This is a genomic window from Vibrio sp. VB16 (assembly GCF_015594925.2).
GTDB lineage: Bacteria > Pseudomonadota > Gammaproteobacteria > Enterobacterales > Vibrionaceae > Vibrio.
Genome location: NZ_CP087591.1, coordinates 854,827 through 869,990, shown reverse-complemented (window position 1 = coordinate 869,990; position 15,164 = coordinate 854,827). Strand labels below are relative to the sequence as shown.

The 15,164-nt window shown below is 42.8% G+C and carries 16 protein-coding genes; 7 read left to right on the top strand and 9 right to left on the bottom strand.

Features of this window, described 5'->3' with window-relative positions; genetic code table 11:
- Window position 1: 1 nt before the first annotated feature.
- From IUZ65_RS20330 to hpaH, 8 genes are all read right to left on the bottom strand, one after another.
- Window positions 2–436, bottom strand: a complete 435-nt coding sequence (locus IUZ65_RS20330) for a GlcG/HbpS family heme-binding protein (RefSeq protein WP_195705842.1) — start codon at window positions 434–436, stop codon at window positions 2–4.
- A gap of 5 nt (window positions 437–441) precedes the next feature.
- A complete protein-coding gene (gene hpaD, locus IUZ65_RS20325; protein WP_195705841.1) occupies window positions 442–1,293 on the bottom strand; it encodes a 3,4-dihydroxyphenylacetate 2,3-dioxygenase in 852 nt (283 codons plus the stop codon).
- A gap of 108 nt (window positions 1,294–1,401) precedes the next feature.
- Window positions 1,402–1,794, bottom strand: coding sequence for a 5-carboxymethyl-2-hydroxymuconate Delta-isomerase (locus IUZ65_RS20320; RefSeq protein WP_195705840.1), 393 nt, complete (start codon window positions 1,792–1,794; stop codon window positions 1,402–1,404).
- A 51-nt stretch (window positions 1,795–1,845) separates the two neighbouring features.
- Window positions 1,846–3,366: a 5-carboxymethyl-2-hydroxymuconate semialdehyde dehydrogenase gene (gene hpaE, locus IUZ65_RS20315; RefSeq protein WP_195706457.1), complete on the bottom strand. Its 1,521-nt coding sequence runs from the start codon at window positions 3,364–3,366 to the stop codon at window positions 1,846–1,848.
- A gap of 13 nt (window positions 3,367–3,379) precedes the next feature.
- Window positions 3,380–4,168, bottom strand: a complete 789-nt coding sequence (locus IUZ65_RS20310; RefSeq protein ID WP_229638259.1) for a fumarylacetoacetate hydrolase family protein — start codon at window positions 4,166–4,168, stop codon at window positions 3,380–3,382.
- A complete protein-coding gene (locus IUZ65_RS20305) occupies window positions 4,168–4,815 on the bottom strand; it encodes a fumarylacetoacetate hydrolase family protein (protein WP_195705839.1) in 648 nt (215 codons plus the stop codon). The genes IUZ65_RS20310 and IUZ65_RS20305 overlap by 1 nt, the downstream gene beginning before the upstream one ends.
- Before the next feature lie 31 nt (window positions 4,816–4,846).
- A complete protein-coding gene (hpaI, locus tag IUZ65_RS20300; protein WP_195705838.1) occupies window positions 4,847–5,677 on the bottom strand; it encodes a 4-hydroxy-2-oxoheptanedioate aldolase in 831 nt (276 codons plus the stop codon).
- 9 nt (window positions 5,678–5,686) lie between these two features.
- Window positions 5,687–6,490 carry a 2-oxo-hept-4-ene-1,7-dioate hydratase gene (hpaH, locus tag IUZ65_RS20295; protein ID WP_195705837.1) on the bottom strand — a complete coding sequence of 268 codons (804 nt, stop codon included), beginning with the start codon at window positions 6,488–6,490 and terminating at the stop codon, window positions 5,687–5,689.
- Window positions 6,491–6,925: 435 nt separating this feature from the next.
- Between hpaH and hpaC the strand changes: the two genes are divergently transcribed.
- The 5 genes from hpaC to IUZ65_RS20270 all read left to right on the top strand — a co-directional run bounded on the left by hpaC (window position 6,926) and on the right by IUZ65_RS20270 (window position 10,645).
- Window positions 6,926–7,438 carry a 4-hydroxyphenylacetate 3-monooxygenase, reductase component gene (hpaC, locus tag IUZ65_RS20290; protein WP_195705836.1) on the top strand — a complete coding sequence of 171 codons (513 nt, stop codon included), beginning with the start codon at window positions 6,926–6,928 and terminating at the stop codon, window positions 7,436–7,438.
- A gap of 245 nt (window positions 7,439–7,683) precedes the next feature.
- Window positions 7,684–8,601, top strand: coding sequence for a CDF family Co(II)/Ni(II) efflux transporter DmeF (gene dmeF, locus IUZ65_RS20285; RefSeq protein ID WP_229638258.1), 918 nt, complete (start codon window positions 7,684–7,686; stop codon window positions 8,599–8,601).
- The gene (locus IUZ65_RS20280) at window positions 8,598–9,014 is read left to right on the top strand and encodes a MarR family winged helix-turn-helix transcriptional regulator (protein ID WP_195705835.1); all 417 of its coding nucleotides are present in this window, start codon (window positions 8,598–8,600) and stop codon (window positions 9,012–9,014) included. Before dmeF ends, IUZ65_RS20280 begins: the two co-directional genes overlap by 4 nt.
- Window positions 9,015–9,595: 581 nt before the next feature.
- Entirely contained in the window at window positions 9,596–10,195 is a 600-nt protein-coding gene (locus IUZ65_RS20275; RefSeq protein WP_195705834.1) for a hypothetical protein, read from the top strand.
- 9 nt (window positions 10,196–10,204) lie between these two features.
- On the top strand, window positions 10,205–10,645 hold the full coding sequence (locus tag IUZ65_RS20270) for a DUF411 domain-containing protein (RefSeq protein WP_195705833.1): 441 nt from the start codon (window positions 10,205–10,207) through the stop codon (window positions 10,643–10,645).
- A 243-nt stretch (window positions 10,646–10,888) separates the two neighbouring features.
- Here the strand turns inward: IUZ65_RS20270 and IUZ65_RS20265 are convergent, their stop codons facing one another.
- Complete coding sequence (locus IUZ65_RS20265; RefSeq protein WP_195705832.1) at window positions 10,889–12,427, bottom strand: phospholipase D family protein; 1,539 nt, start codon at window positions 12,425–12,427, stop codon at window positions 10,889–10,891.
- Window positions 12,428–12,732: 305 nt separating this feature from the next.
- Here IUZ65_RS20265 and IUZ65_RS20260 point away from each other — a divergent pair, with 305 nt between their 5' ends.
- Together IUZ65_RS20260 and IUZ65_RS20255 are read left to right on the top strand one after the other, a co-directional pair.
- Window positions 12,733–14,067 carry an MATE family efflux transporter gene (locus tag IUZ65_RS20260; RefSeq protein WP_195705831.1) on the top strand — a complete coding sequence of 445 codons (1,335 nt, stop codon included), beginning with the start codon at window positions 12,733–12,735 and terminating at the stop codon, window positions 14,065–14,067.
- Between the two features lie 117 nt (window positions 14,068–14,184).
- Window positions 14,185–15,132 (top strand): LysR family transcriptional regulator, encoded by a 948-nt coding sequence (locus IUZ65_RS20255; RefSeq protein ID WP_195705830.1) that lies wholly within the window; start codon window positions 14,185–14,187, stop codon window positions 15,130–15,132.
- Window positions 15,133–15,164 lie beyond the last annotated feature (32 nt).

The window sequence follows — 15,164 nt, the reverse complement described above, 5'->3', positions numbered from 1 at the left end:
GCTACTCAGCAGGTTCAGAAAGTGTTAGAAAAGCCTCAATTCCCGCATTAGCACATTCTACATCTTGGTTCTCACTCGCACCAGAAACACCAATAGCACCAATCGTTTCATCTTGAAATTTCACCGGAATGCCCCCACCAAACAAGACCATTCGATCTTGCTGAGAAAGACTACTTAACAGGTGGGGATTCCCCTCTAAACGCTGAGTCCAATCTTGTGTGGAAAAACCAAAGCTTACCGCCGTAAACGCTTTGTTAACGGAGATAGTGGTGCAGGGAAATGCGGCGTTGTTGATTCTAAGTTGAGCAAGAGGGTAACCATGACGATCGAGAACCGATACGCATACCTTAAGTTGACGCGCTTCCGCATACTCTATCGCGGCTAACGCGATCAGATGTGCAGTGCGCCAACTCAAGCTCGTATCAGTCACGACCATACTTACTACACCTCAAACAGAACGTTGACTTGTCCGGTTCCTGAGCTTGGGAAGTACTCACTCACTAAACGACCTTTGCCTTCGTATTTATCCCAGCCTAGAGCACCAAACAGCATTGCTGTGTCGTGCATCCCACCTTCGCCATCGCATTTCGCGGCGTAATCTGGAAGCATTTTCAAGAAGGTTTCAATATCACCGTTCTGCCACATATCCAATACATGAAGGTCCATCTGACGGTTAAATTCACTAGAGATAGTAAACGTACCGTTGTTGGCAACGTAGTCTTCATTGGCCCAGATCTTGTGTGAAAGTGAGCCAGAAGCAAGCAGCATAACTTTACTGTCACTGGCTTCAATCGCTTCACGAATAGCTTCTCCTAATCGACGAGATGACTCTAGGCTATGAACCGTACACATAGCGGCAACAGAAACCACTTTGAATTTCTTATCCTCGTTCATAAAACGCATCGGAACCAAGGTTCCATATTCTAACGCTAACGAATCGACTTGATGAGAAAGAGTAAAAACCCCCTTCTCCGTCGCGATGTCTGCAATTAGGTCACCCAGTTCAGAGTTGCCTTCATATTCGTAAGGTAGGTTTTGAATAAAATGTGGAAATTCATTACTGGTGAATAGTCCTTCAAAATGCGTATTTGAATTAATATGGTATCCGGCATTGACTAGCCAGTGCGTATCCAGCACAACCACCGTATCGACACCTTTCTCACGCGCGATTCTTGAAATCTCTTTGTGTCCATCAATCGCGTGCTGACGCAAGCCGAAAATTCTGCCAGGTTGCTCAGACATAATCATTGTCGGAACGTGTGTAATTTTTGCAGCAACAACAAGTTCGCCCATCTTGTGTATCTCCTTGCTTTGGGTAACAAAAGCGCTCCGATTAAAATAGTGGAGTTGGCTTCATTACGTTCTTATTCAGTTTCAGTTTTTAATGCATACAAGCTCAGCTCAACGAGCTAAGTTTTTAAGCTTCTCGTGTATATTATTTTTTTTATAATTCAGTGTCGGATGCAGCTCGATCATTTCGAAACCGATGCTTAGATAGCGTTCATCAAATATCGGCTGTAGACATGCAGTGAAAGCGGTAAAGATAGTGTCTCCGGCTTCTTTCAGTGTCTCCATTGATCGTCCACTGCCGACCTTCACCGTAAGATGAATAAACCCATTTTCTGGGTCACCTTCAGCGACTCGAAAGTCATCGGCTTTATATGCGCGGCTACGAATGCCCCCTAACGGAAACACGCCCGTTGATACAGCCGTTTCGTTGAGCACTTTCAATAGCTCTGGCAGATCCAATTCTTGTTCAATATTGGCGGAGTATTCCACTACAAAATGGGGCATCGTTCTTCCTTTTATATTCGCTAACACTAGAGTCTGTATTATAAAGAAATATTAACGCCCTAATACTGGAACGCTGTGAGTATCAAACGCGATACAGACGTTTTTCGTTTCCATGTAGAAATCGAAACTCCAATCGCCACCATCACGACCAATACCCGACATTTTCACACCACCAAATGGTGAAGGAAGGTTACGGTTGTTTTCAGAGTTAATCCAAACCATACCCGATTCAACACTATGAGCCATACGCATTGAACGACCGGTGTTGCTTGTCCAAATGTACGCAGCCAAGCCATAGTTAGTATCGTTAGCAATGGCTACAGCGTCCGCTTCAGTTTCGAACTCGATGGTAGTAAGCACTGGCCCAAAGATCTCTTCGCGAGCGATACGCATCGTATTATTCGCATCAGTGAAGAGTGTTGGCGTTAAATAGTTACCATTGCCAAGATCAGTAATGCGTTTTCCACCTACAGCGACGGTAGCGCCATCTTCAATCGCAGCATCAACGTAGCTTAATACTTTTTCATAATGCGATGTATGCACCAACGGACCTACTTCTGTCACGGGATCAAGCGGATGACCAACCTTTAGATTCGCAACACGCACTTTCAATGCTGTAAGGAATTTATCCTTAATACCTGACTGGACAAGTAGCCGGCTTGAACTCGTACAACGCTGGCCGTTTAAGCTATAAATCATAAAGACAACAGCATCAAGCGCTCGATCAAAATCAGCATCATCAAAGACAATGACGGGATTTTTTCCACCTAATTCAAAGTGTGCGCGCTTCAACGTATCCGCTGCTTGTTTCTGGATCATAGAACCTGTAACGGTTTCTCCAACAAAGGCAATAGCCTTGATATCTGGATGCTGTGTCAGCTCTTTACCCGCCACTTCTCCAAATCCATTAATCATATTCCATACGCCCGGTGGCAAACCAGCTTCGTCTGCACATTCTGCAAGAATCGCGGCTGAAAGCGGGCTAAATTCTGCTGGCTTGTGAACGACAGTACAACCTGAAGCTAGAGCGGGTGCAATCTTCCAAGTCGACAACATAAATGGCGTGTTCCAAGGTGTAATAACACCGACTGGGCCAATGGGCGACTTAACGGTGAAGTTAGTGTGTTCTTCCTGCTGCAAAGCGAGTCCGTTACGCGCTTCAGGTGCTTTATCAGCAAAGAAACGGAAATTAGCTGCACCGCGAACGGCTGCTTGACGCATAAAGCGAATTGGCTGGCCACAGTCTGAAGACTCTACTAATGCAATCTCTTCAGCGCGCGCTTCAATTTTGTCGGCAAGTTTATGCAAAATCGCTTTACGTTTTGCTCCACTCATTGCTCCCCACTCTTTTTGAGCCGCTGCCGCCGCTTTACATGCCGCATCCACATCGGCAACGCTCGCTTTAACGACCTTACCTAATGATTCACTGTTCACTGGTGAACCGTTATCGAACGTCTCACCTTCACTGCCTAGTGTCCACTTCCCATTAATGTAATGGCCTAGTGTGTTCTCTTTAAAACGCGCGAGGTACGTTGCGGCTTTGTCTAAATTGTTTTGAAGATCCTGACCCATCATTTCGTCCCTTTTAGTTGTTGTCGCCAGTAATTCGCGATGAATAGAATTCTTGTTCCGAAACCATGTGGGTCTCTAACGAACCTACTTTTTCAATCGAACAGACGACTACATCGCCCGGCTGCATGTCTTTTAAGCCTTTTGGTGTTCCTGTTGCTATCATATCGCCTGGTTGAAGCGTCATAATGGCACTGAGGTACTCAATCAAGAACGGCACATCGAAGATCATGTCAGCCGTGCTGCCTTCCTGAGTCAGTTCCCCATTTACTCGTGTTTCGATCTTCAGGTTGTTGATATCACCAACATCCTCTTTATCAATTATCCACGGGCCGATAGGGCAAAGTGAATCACGACTCTTCACACGGAGATTGGGGCGATAGTAATTTTCTAAGTAGTCTCGAATTGCAAAGTCATTACAGACAGTGTAACCCGCGACATAATCCATCGCGTCTTTACGGTCGATGTTTTTGCCTTCTTTACCAATCACTGCGACCAACTCACACTCGTAGTGCATGAATTCGATATCATCTGGGCGATACGAGTCTTGCTTGTGACCTGTTAGCGTATTGGTTCCTTTTATGAAAACCAATGGCTCTGTAGGAGGAGCGAACGCGAGCTCTGAAGCATGGTCCGCATAGTTAAGACCAAGCGCAAAAATGGTACCTGGATTTTGGACAGGTGATAGCCATTGAACATCATTTTCTGGAAGTAATTGTCCCGACTCCGTTTGAATCTCGCCCGCTTGATTTACAGTTACATTTAAAATCTCTTCTTGAAAGAGTATGCGTGCTCTTTTCATCATTACTCTCCCGTCAAATTATTATTAAGTTGCTGTAATCCGCTCATACTTGAGCTGACGTTGTCACCCACCTGAACCGCGATACGGTCGCCGGGGAATCCGACGGCAATAACATCACCGACATTCAACGTCATAATAGTGGAGATGAGATGAATCAACTGTTCAATACTGCGGTGAAACTGAGAAACGCTCAGCACGCTTTTTTCTTCACCATTAACACTTGTTATAACGGTTAAATCAGCTAATGAAGCAATATCTGAAAGTGGCACTGGATTTTGAGCTATTGGTGCCGACCCGTCTAAACACTTACCTTTAATATCAGGGCGGTAGTAGCTTTGTTCTGGCAAAGAGAAGTCATGTGTAAGGGTTAATCCACTGACATAATCCAGCGCATCGGTTTCGCTTACGCGACAACACGTTTTGCCGATTACCAACGCAATACTCGCGCCGACGACCATTGAATCACCAACATAGCTGACTTGAGCGTCATCCGATGACCATGTATTTCTTGTTTTAAAATAAAGTACCGGTTGAGTCGGTGGCTTTACATAAGGCTTATCACTAAAAGTGCCGTTGAGTTCATTTAACTGCTTGGCATCATTAAGTGCCACGCAGACAAACTTCTCTTTGACTAGCTGATTTGAATTCATCTGAAGTCCTTCTCTCATTATTTTAAGCAAACTAATAGCCACTGGACGCGTTAGTTTGTTCAGTTTTCTGTTCTGGATTCTTTACTTTGTTCACTAATTGCTCAGCCGATAAACGCAGTAATAACGTGTCGACGCCAACGCCTACAAATTTGGTTCCGCTTGCGGCAAACTGCTGAGCTTTTTCAATGTTGAGGCACAAAATTCCCGACGCTTTGCCACTGTTGTGGATGACGTCCATTCCCCACTGGATCTTTTCAACCACTTCTGGATGATCTGGGTTACCTACATACCCCATCGCACCAGAAAGATCAGACGGTCCTATAAAGACACCATCAACACCATCCACCTGCACTATCTCTTCGAGATTATCCATTGCTTCTAGGGTTTCTACTTGAACAATGAGGCAAATTTCGTCATTTGCATTTTGCAAGTATTGGGGAACCTTGTTCCATTTGGCCGCGCGGGCAAGTGAACTTCCCATCCCTCTTATACCTAAAGGTGGATAACGAACAGCAGACACCAACTCTTTTGCCTGTTCTGCTGTATTCACCATAGGGATAAGCAAGGTTTGGGCGCCAACATCAAGAAGCTTCTTGATTTTGGCCACACTGCCCTCATCTGGACGTACGATAGGAGAAACATCATAAGGCGCTAAAGCTTGGAGATGATGCAATATATCTTTGAGTTCAAAAGGCGCGTGTTCACCATCTATAAGGAGCCAATCAAAACCGGCACCGGCACAGATCTCAGCACAGCTTGTATCAGGCAAGCCTAACCATAAACCCCACAAGGTTTCATCCCCTTGCAGAGCCCGTTTAAATTTGTTTATCGGTAACGCAGACACAGGATTCAATGTAGACATAATTCGCCTCTATACAAACTTAACGGAGATACCGCCAAGAGGACCAAAATCAGCATGCACGGTATCCCCTGCTTTAACAGGGACAGGTCGAGTAAACGAACCAGATAGAATCACTTGACCAGGCTCCAAGCCTATATCATGAGGCGCAAAACGTTTACAGACCCAACAGATACCGTTCGCTGGATGACCGAGTACGCCTGCAGCTAACCCTGTTTCTTCAATTTGGCCATTTAGATAAAGCATTGCTCCGGCCCAGCGCATATCAAAGTCCATTGGTTTGATTGGGCGACCACCGACAACAATGCCAGCGTTCGCTGCATTATCAGCAATCGTATCGTAAACCTTGCGTGTATAACCCGATTCCGGATCAGTACGATGACAGCGTGCAGCAATCAATTCTAAGGAAGGAATAATGTAATCTGTTGCGTTTAGCACATCGAATATAGTGACATCTTCCCCTTTTAAAGGATCTTTTAACACAAACGCCAATTCTACTTCTATACGAGGGTCAAGAAAGTCATCTGCCTTAATTTGTGCACCGTCAGCAAAAAACATATTGTCTAGCAGTACACCGTAATCTGGCTGATCAATGTTTACCGCCATTTGCATAGCCCGTGAAGTTAAGCCGATCTTGTAACCTTTAACCTTCGCCCCCTCGCTCTTCTTGCGTTCTACCCATGCGCTCTGTATCGCATAAGCATCGGCCATCGTCATGTCTGGGTGTTCTAGCGTAAATGCTGGGATCTGATAGCGCTCTTTTTCTGCTACATAGAGCTTATCGGCTGCCGATTGTACTTGTTCTGGAGTGAGCATGGATTGACCTTCCTTTGCCAAATTATTCTGTCTTTATCGATTATCTTAAAAAACGACTTTCATTAACATGTTAAACATAATACTTAACATCTTAACTAAATACCAGAAACAAAAAGTGCAAAATATAACCGAATGGTTTGGAAAAAAACTAACCATTTGATTAATAAGTAGTTTACGTTTAACTTACTAACAACTTGTTAACGAATATGAGCATTCGATCACATTTTAGTGACATTTATCGATTTATGGCAATGTGGCTTTTTGTACAATCAGGCAAGGTAATTAATTGCTAATGTTTTAATTAACAATGGATTACATAATTTGCACGTTTTTATTAACCTATGAAAAGTGCAAGCATCTCCTGTTTTCGTCTATTTCCAATCACCCGTTTCACGTGGAAACTTAACAATATATTAACCAGATGGAATTGAGAAAATGTCTAATCAACCACTATTTAGAGACGCAATGGCAAACCTAGCAGCAGCCGTTAACATTGTAACCACAGGCGGCGAAGCTGGAACCGTTGGTATTACCGCAACCGCTGTTTGTTCTATCACCGACACCCCAGCAACCATTATGGTGTGTGTGAATAAAAACAGCGCTTCCAACGATATAATCAAGAGAAACAAGAATCTCTGTATTAATGTATGTGCAGCAGAACAGCAAAAGATGTCACTCGATTTTGCAGGGATGACAGAGTTAACAATGGAAGAGCGTTTTGCCGACCCAGCATGGTCTTTAAACGAGGCAAAAGTACCTGTACTCAGAGGCTGTCTAACCAGTTTAGAAGGTCATATTTCAGAAAATTTGGAGATGGGTACACACACGGTTTTCTTTGTCGAAATTGACAATATTATCGTGAATAAGGGCAAAGATGCTTTAGTCTACTTTGCACGTGAGTTTAAAACCGTAGAATGCGCGAAAGAAAAAGAAGTTGTGGCTGCATAACGACCCCAAAATATACCCCTTAATTCCCAATGTGAGATTGCAAGCTAATCACCTGCCTAAACAAAAGGTTAGCTTGCTTTTTTATGGCCCAAGTTAAATAATATCAGTTGTACTCACACTCTAGTCAAAATAGATTCTATTCAGCATTTTAAGTACTGATATAACAGACATGGATAATAACTTGATTGACAAATAGTTTGGTAATCAAATATGATTACTATCAAATACTTTGACTATCAAACATTATGAATACTCCTGCCATCTTGCCTTTAAAACATTCTCATCAGTTTGGTTCTCACCACTCTAATGGTGAAAAACGAACCTTTTATGTCCTTCTTCTCACCGTCACCGCGATGTTTGTTGAGATCATCTCCGGTAAAATTTTTGGATCAATGGCACTGCTTGCCGACGGCTGGCACATGGGTACGCATGCTGCGGCATTCTGCATCACTCTGTTCACCTATCGTTATGCAAAACGACATGCCCATGACGACAACTTTTCATACGGAACGGGAAAGGTCAGCGTGTTAGGTGGCTTTAGTAGTGCTGTCGCGCTCGGTATTGTTGCGTTAATGATGTTTTCCGAATCCTTGGTTCGTCTTTTTGATCCTCAAAAAATTCAGTTTAATGAGGCTATTTTTGTTGCGGTCATTGGTTTAATTGTTAATTTTGCCAGTATGATGCTATTGCATAATAACAACCATCATCATGACCATTTTCACGATCATCATGATCACCATCAAGACCATAATCTCAAAGCGGCGTATATGCATGTTTTAGCCGATACGCTTACGTCTATTTTGGCCATAATCGCACTCATCGTAGGTAAATATGTGGGATGGAACTGGTTAGATGCCGTGATGGGAATGGTGGGTGCTATCGTGATCACCAAGTGGGCGATAGGACTTCTTAAGCAAACCAGTCCCATTTTGCTCGATACCGCTATTGACAAAAAATACCGCGATTCTGTCATCGCAGCCATACAGCCCCATGCGGATATTATCGACTTACATATTTGGAAAGTAAGTGCCGATCACCATGCTGCCAGTCTCATTTTACGTTCAAAGAGCAATAAAAATATTGATGATTACAGACAATTACTAAGTAAGTTTGATAAGATTCACCACCTCACTGTTGAACTGCATAGCGCTAAACCTGCATGAATGATCTGACTTCACTCAACCATTTACTGACCGAATTTTATGATAAAATGTCGTCTTGGGAGCAATCCGTTGTAAAAGAAACGGGTTATACTTTGGCACAGGTCCATACTGTTGAGGTGTTGGGTAATCATGGTGCATTGCGCATGAAGGAATTAGCAGAAAAACTGGGCATTACCACCGGAACACTCACGGTTCAGGTTGATAAGTTGGTGACAGCAAACTTAATAGACCGCCGTCCGCACCCAGAAGACCGGCGATCAATTGTTGTTTGTCTCACGAACGAAGGTAACGAGTTGCATGAACAGCACAATCAACTGCATTTGAATCTGGTGAGAGAGCTCACCCGAAATATCAATTTTTCTGCAGAAAAAGTGTTGATCCAGTGTCTCAAAAAAATGAATAGAGAGTTTTAAAAAAGTTGATAACGTTGAAGAAAATGATAAACCGTCTCACCCTACTAATAACGTTGAGTGCATTCATGCTTTCAATGTTTTCGGTGATGCCTGTTTATTCTTCGACAAAAACAATGCCTCACAGTCCGAGTAACTTATCTACTGAAAATGCTACGTATGCAAATCAAAACATGGCATCGAGCCACCACTGTCCTGATCATCTTGTCGTCAGCAACGTCTCTCAAGGTGAGTGTTGTGATGATAATGGTATTATTCACACATGCTGCGGAACAGCCTGCTCTGGGTTATATTCAACAACAACCAACCATATTGCTCATAGCAACTCCGTAAGTCGATCACCTCGAATGCATTATATTCCCCAAAATGCTCCTCCATCTTGGTTTCAGGCCCCCTTCAGACCCCCGATTTCATAACACTATTCAAATCTAAACCAACAGAAATCAAGTGACAGAGTACCTATTGAAAAACCAATACGGCGACGATGTTGATTGACGACACTGAAATTTCGTTGATTTAGTCTATCGCAACAAAAAATGATGACTTAAGGTCCGTTTATAAAACGAAACGAGAATAGTAAGCCAATGAACTGGTTACATAAATCGACTATATATGCCGCTGCACTAATCAGCTTTTCTGCCTTTTCCTCAGGTAAAGATACGTCCGGTATACCGACGTCAGACTCGTCTGATTTTGAAAAAGGTCAACACCTTTTCAGAACCGCTGGTGGTTATGGTTGTTCTACCTGCCACGGACTTTTTGCACAAGGAGGGGGAAATGCGGGTGGCAATATTCGCGGTAAAGGGCTAGACGCCTTAAATCTTATTTTAGAAAAAGAACCAACAATGAAGTTACTCGGACCAACGCTTACCACAGAGGACCGGCGACTACTTTCCATCTATGTTGGCGAGCTTGGTACACTGAACCTTGTTGAATGGACAATCGAAAAAGAAGAGGTTCTCCAGAACGGAGAATTCGTCGCTAATACAGATAATCAACTGGTTATATTGAATAAGACATTTGAACCCGTTGAGTTAAATCTGCTCGGGTTTATTAACCGTAATACCGTATCAATTAACCCATATGAAACCAAGGCATTTAAATGGAATCCAGACGGTAACGCTCTGGATTTAAAACCATCTAATTATGAACTTAGAGTTCAAACAATTAACGAACTAAAGTAGGACACTAATATGACTAGAATAGTAAAATTCACCCTCATACTTATCGCAATGTTGAGCTTTTCGGTATTCGCAAAGCCCACTATTGAACTATACAAATCACCCACCTGCGGTTGCTGCACTGAATGGGCGGCCATTATGGAAGAGAAAGGTTACAAGGTGAATGTTCACCACAGCCGTGACTGGACATCGGTTAAGCAAGAATTTGGTATGCCGGGCCAGCTTACCTCATGTCATAGCGCTGTCATTGACGGCTACATGATAGAAGGCCATGTACCGGAATCTGATATCGCGAAACTACTTAGCGATAGACCTACGGATATTTCGGGGCTTTCTGCGCCAGGTATGCCTCAGCACTCTCCAGGAATGGCTGCGCCGGGTGCTGAGTATAAAGATTTCAATGTTGTCGCTTTTGATAGACAAGGTAAGATGAAACTTTATAAGAAATATTAAGAACCCTCAATGCCGCTTCTATCGGGCATATAAAACTCGTCATCCTCACGAAAGTGTAATGCTGTTCGGTTAGTGCTAAATACTTCGTCATTCCCGTGAAAACGGGAATATTAGATCCCCATTTTCATGGGGATAACGTCGGTTTTCGCGAAAATAGCTCAGTTTTCGTCAGGATGACAGGTTTAAATAACCTTAACCGAACAGCATTCCAAGAAAATCTCAGGGCCAATGAGTTCTAATGATCTAAAGAATATTTTTAGGCACAATTCGACGAATTTTGACACCCAATTGCTTCGACATACTAACCCCATCATCAGGGTTAAAATCTTGGGTGACTCGCCATGCATTGTCTGGTTCCATCTCCAATAAGATTGAAGACTTCACATCTTTCGTAATCTCAGCTGATCGGATTATCGTCATACTCTCTGTATTCAAATTCGCGCTCCGTGGATCAAAATTGTATGTCCCTATCGCGGTAATATCATTATCCACAGTCATTGTTTTCGCGTGTAAACCAAAGATGGGTTTTATGGGTAGTGTTTCGTACATATTTCCCGTCATCACCCTCTGTCGGACCTTTGCATCCGGTCTAAATTCAAAGATTTCAACGCCCGTATTTAAAAGTGATTGTCGGTCTCGTTGATACCCACTGAATGCCTCTAGGTTGTCATTTGAAGCAAGGCTATTGGTGAGAATTTTTATTTCTATGCCTTTGTCTACCAAACTTTTCAGGTATGTCCTGTCTGCTTTTGTGGTCACTAAATACGGCGTTTGCATAATGATCGATTTTTTAGCGTTCTGAGTTAACTCAATTAATCGGGCTCGGGTTAAGCCTCCACCACCAAGAAACTGGCTACCATCATTTTTACCCGGTATGTCTGACACGTACTCAACATCATCAAGCCAGACAAATTTTCCTTCTCTGTTTAGTTGTGCAAACGTATCTGGTACCTGTTCTATTTCTGCTCGGATAGCCGAATGAAAGTTCTCAGGATTGCAAGCATAGGAGTGCAGCCGAGTAAAATCGGGGTTTTCTTCAAAAGGATTATCTTTGACGAGGTCTTCAACAGGTACGCTTAGATCATACTGCCAATACTGCTCAAAGGAAGCGTGTAGATCGCTTATCACTTTTCCTGCAAGGAATACATCTCGATCGCGAAAGTTATATTGGTGATCGAAACCAAAATATTCATCCGCTATATTCCGACCTCCGGTAATCGCAACATGTTTATCTACAATAAAAACCTTGTTGTGCATTCGTTGGTTGAACCCATGAAAATCGAACACTAATGTACTGAGTTTATCGACAATGTTCTTGCCAATATTTGCATTAGGGTTGTAGATTTTGATCTCGATATTTTCGTGAGCAGAAAGCATCAATAATTCGTCCCCTCTCGCCTCGATCATGATGTCATCAACTAGGACGCGAACTTTAACGCCTCTCTCAGCAGCCAGTACCAAATAGTCGCTTGCAATTAAGCCAACATTATCCGTCGAAAAAATGAAGTATTGAATATCGATAGTTTCTTGCGCATGTTCCGTTAACCACGCTCGAGACATCATCGCTTCAGCACCTTGTTCCAGTACGTAAACGCCTGTTTGGCTTTTCATTTTAGATTCGAAGACCGAGCTATACTTAGTCAGTGGTTCTCGCTCAATCACATCTTGGTTCTCGCAATAATTGATCTCTAAAAGTGGAACGCTATCTGGCGTTGAGTCGCATCCAGAAAGTAGAAAGGTCAACATTATCGCGGAGAGTGTAATCAGCAGGGTTTTTATCATATATTGAGTTTTTTATTAGATGGTGGAGTTTGATGCCCTAAACTTACACGTAATGGAAAGGAATTACTAAAACTTGTTAACGAATTGTACTCTCCGGCAGTGTTGCGCATACGACACAGAAAACCATTAATTTTGGCGGTAAATATGTCGACCCCAGCCCTATTTAAAACAGCCATTTTATTCAACGTCATAATTGTGGTAAATAAAGCAACAGTGAAATGTTCAGACTCATCTATCTCTATTAGCCTAAAAGCCTTAGAATTTAAGAGTAACGGAACCCAAAACACATCAAAAAGAGAACTTACATGCTACGCAAAATAATTGATAACACTCTGCCCCTAACCTTTGGCGTGCTATCTATCATGTTGGTTCAACTTATAGACAGTATTTTCATCGGAAGATTAGGCATAGATGCTCTGACTGCTCAAGGGTTAACGCTACCATTTCATACCGTTATTATCGGAATCCAAGTTGGTCTTGGCGTCGCGAGTACCAGTATCATTTCCCAAGCGGTTGGATCTAAAAATATTGAAGCGGCGACGAAAACAGCGACCATTGGTGTCATTATCGGTGTACTTGTTCTTTCTGTGCTCAGCCTGACATTATGGCTAAAACGCCCATTTTTCCTTTCCCTGTTTGGCGATTTTGATGACAGTGCATCTGGTCTAGGCGTTATTAACGCGCTGCTTGATGACTATTGGTCTGTTTGGTTAATAAGTGCGGTACTTGGCGCCTTGCTCTACTTTATCTCCGGTGTATATCGAGCCAATGGTGAAACCAAAACACCAGGATACTTTCTCATTCTCGCTAGCATGATCAATCTGGTTCTTGACCCGATTTTTATGTTCACTCTTGAGATGGGAATAAAAGGGGCGGCATTGGCGTCTTCGGTCTCATTTGCCATCTGTATTCTTATCATGATTATTCGAGTCCAAAAAAAGCAATGGTTCTGCTTTTCTCTATTCGAGCGAAAAACAATCGATTACAGTCGAGCCTTAATGAATATGGCGATACCGACGACGACTAACCAGATATTGCCCTCTGTGAGCGCGATGACCGTCACCTTTTTTATCGCTCAATTAGGTACAACGAGTATTGCCTTTTGGACGCTGTTAACACGATTGGAAATGTTTTCGTTAGTGCTTGCGCTCTCACTTACCATGTCCATTCCACCAATGGTAGGTCGCTATATTGGTGAGAAAAACACCGATAAAGTCGCCGAACTCGTTTTTACTGCTGCCCGCTTTGTTCTTGTTTATCACATCGTCATTGCTATTGCAGCGATGCTTGGCGCTTCCTATATTTCGGAACTACTCACTGAAGATGCCACCTTAAGCTCTACATTGGAATATGCACTGGTATTCGTCCCACTGAGTTATGGACCCCTTGGTTTATGTATGGTTATTGTGTCGGTATTTAATGCTTTGTGTGAACCCAAAAAAGCGCTCATCCTTTCGTCTTTCCGATTGTTTGTATTCTATATCCCTGCAACCGTGATCGGTGTAACACTGGGTAGCATAGAAAGTGTTTTATGGGGTGTCTTTATTGCCAATATACTTGCAGGTACCACTGCATGGTTTATGTTCTCTCAGCGCATTCGCAAGTTGAATATGGAGTCCGATTACTGCGAAAATGCCTAACGAGCCTGTCACACTGGCCTATAAGTTATCACTACTTTGTATAAGAAATTTGATACCTATACCTAAAAAGAACGCTATGATATGCATAATTACGTTCTCTATTTCAGGTTCCTTTCTATGGATATGGCAACTCGACTCGACCTTTTTCTAGATGTTGTTCAACATGGCTCATTTGCTAAAGCGGCTGATTTACGCAACCTTGATCGCTCAGTGTTATCTAAACAGATTAAAACGTTAGAGGAAGACTTGGGCATTCGATTGCTCAACAGGTCCACTCGTTCCCTTTCTTTAACGGACGCAGGCACGGAGATTTTAAAACAAGCGGAATCAATGCGCGAACTGCTCTTAAATACGCAAAGGCTTGCCGAGTCTTATCATTCCCAACCAAAAGGCCAGATAAAGATTACTGGACCCACACCATTTGGTTATCTTTATCTTACCAAAGCGATCAATTGCTTTATGAAGAAATACCCAGACATTCATATCAGTCTGCATTTGGACGATAGGCGCTCAGATATCATTGGCGAGCAGTACGACATTGCATTTCGTGTTGGTATGTTGTCAGACTCAAATCTCATCGCGAAAAAGATAGCCAGCAACCCAATCGCTATTTTGGCATCTCAATCTTTTATCGAAGAATATGGTGAACCCAAAACACCAGAAGAATTAATAAAATTGCCCGCCATAATTTACACCAATGGTGAAACCACCATTAATAAAATCGATTTTTGTCAATCACCTGGTTGTGATGTAATGCAAACGTACACGATGAAAGGCAGGTACAAAGTAAACCAAGCCAAAGCTATCCTTTCTGCGGCTCAAGATGGCCTCGGATACGCTTCTGCTCCATTATTTACTTTAGAGAGAAACATTAAGGAGATGGGGCTTGTACCATTATTAACAAATTACAAAATGCCTAAAACATACGGTGATATACACGCTATTTATCCCCATAGGAATCAGACCCCAATCGTCAAACTCTTTATTGAAACGGTACAGGAAGTCATTGGAACTCCCCCCATTTGGGAAAGCTATATCGATAACTATTCTTCTTTGTATCGCTAGTTATATTGTGGACAATATGTCCATTGTGAATG

What these genes read in the sequence shown, in the direction of transcription:
- hpaC (WP_195705836.1), top strand. Translation starts at nt 6,926, where the DNA reads ATGTCTAATCAACCACTATTTAGAGACGCAATGGCAAACCTAGCAGCA.
- hpaH (WP_195705837.1), bottom strand. Translation starts at nt 6,490, where the DNA reads ATGCTCACTCCAGAACAAGTACAATCGGCAGCCGATAAGCTCTATGTA.
- hpaI (WP_195705838.1), bottom strand. Translation starts at nt 5,677, where the DNA reads ATGTCTACATTGAATCCTGTGTCTGCGTTACCGATAAACAAATTTAAA.
- IUZ65_RS20260 (WP_195705831.1), top strand. Translation starts at nt 12,733, where the DNA reads ATGCTACGCAAAATAATTGATAACACTCTGCCCCTAACCTTTGGCGTG.
- IUZ65_RS20280 (WP_195705835.1), top strand. Translation starts at nt 8,598, where the DNA reads ATGAATGATCTGACTTCACTCAACCATTTACTGACCGAATTTTATGAT.
- IUZ65_RS20310 (WP_229638259.1), bottom strand. Translation starts at nt 4,168, where the DNA reads ATGATGAAAAGAGCACGCATACTCTTTCAAGAAGAGATTTTAAATGTA.
- IUZ65_RS20320 (WP_195705840.1), bottom strand. Translation starts at nt 1,794, where the DNA reads ATGCCCCATTTTGTAGTGGAATACTCCGCCAATATTGAACAAGAATTG.
- hpaD (WP_195705841.1), bottom strand. Translation starts at nt 1,293, where the DNA reads ATGGGCGAACTTGTTGTTGCTGCAAAAATTACACACGTTCCGACAATG.
- hpaE (WP_195706457.1), bottom strand. Translation starts at nt 3,366, where the DNA reads ATGGGTCAGGATCTTCAAAACAATTTAGACAAAGCCGCAACGTACCTC.
- IUZ65_RS20275 (WP_195705834.1), top strand. Translation starts at nt 9,596, where the DNA reads ATGAACTGGTTACATAAATCGACTATATATGCCGCTGCACTAATCAGC.
- dmeF (WP_229638258.1), top strand. Translation starts at nt 7,684, where the DNA reads ATGAATACTCCTGCCATCTTGCCTTTAAAACATTCTCATCAGTTTGGT.
- IUZ65_RS20330 (WP_195705842.1), bottom strand. Translation starts at nt 436, where the DNA reads ATGGTCGTGACTGATACGAGCTTGAGTTGGCGCACTGCACATCTGATC.
- IUZ65_RS20305 (WP_195705839.1), bottom strand. Translation starts at nt 4,815, where the DNA reads ATGAATTCAAATCAGCTAGTCAAAGAGAAGTTTGTCTGCGTGGCACTT.
- IUZ65_RS20270 (WP_195705833.1), top strand. Translation starts at nt 10,205, where the DNA reads ATGACTAGAATAGTAAAATTCACCCTCATACTTATCGCAATGTTGAGC.
- IUZ65_RS20255 (WP_195705830.1), top strand. Translation starts at nt 14,185, where the DNA reads ATGGATATGGCAACTCGACTCGACCTTTTTCTAGATGTTGTTCAACAT.
- IUZ65_RS20265 (WP_195705832.1), bottom strand. Translation starts at nt 12,427, where the DNA reads ATGATAAAAACCCTGCTGATTACACTCTCCGCGATAATGTTGACCTTT.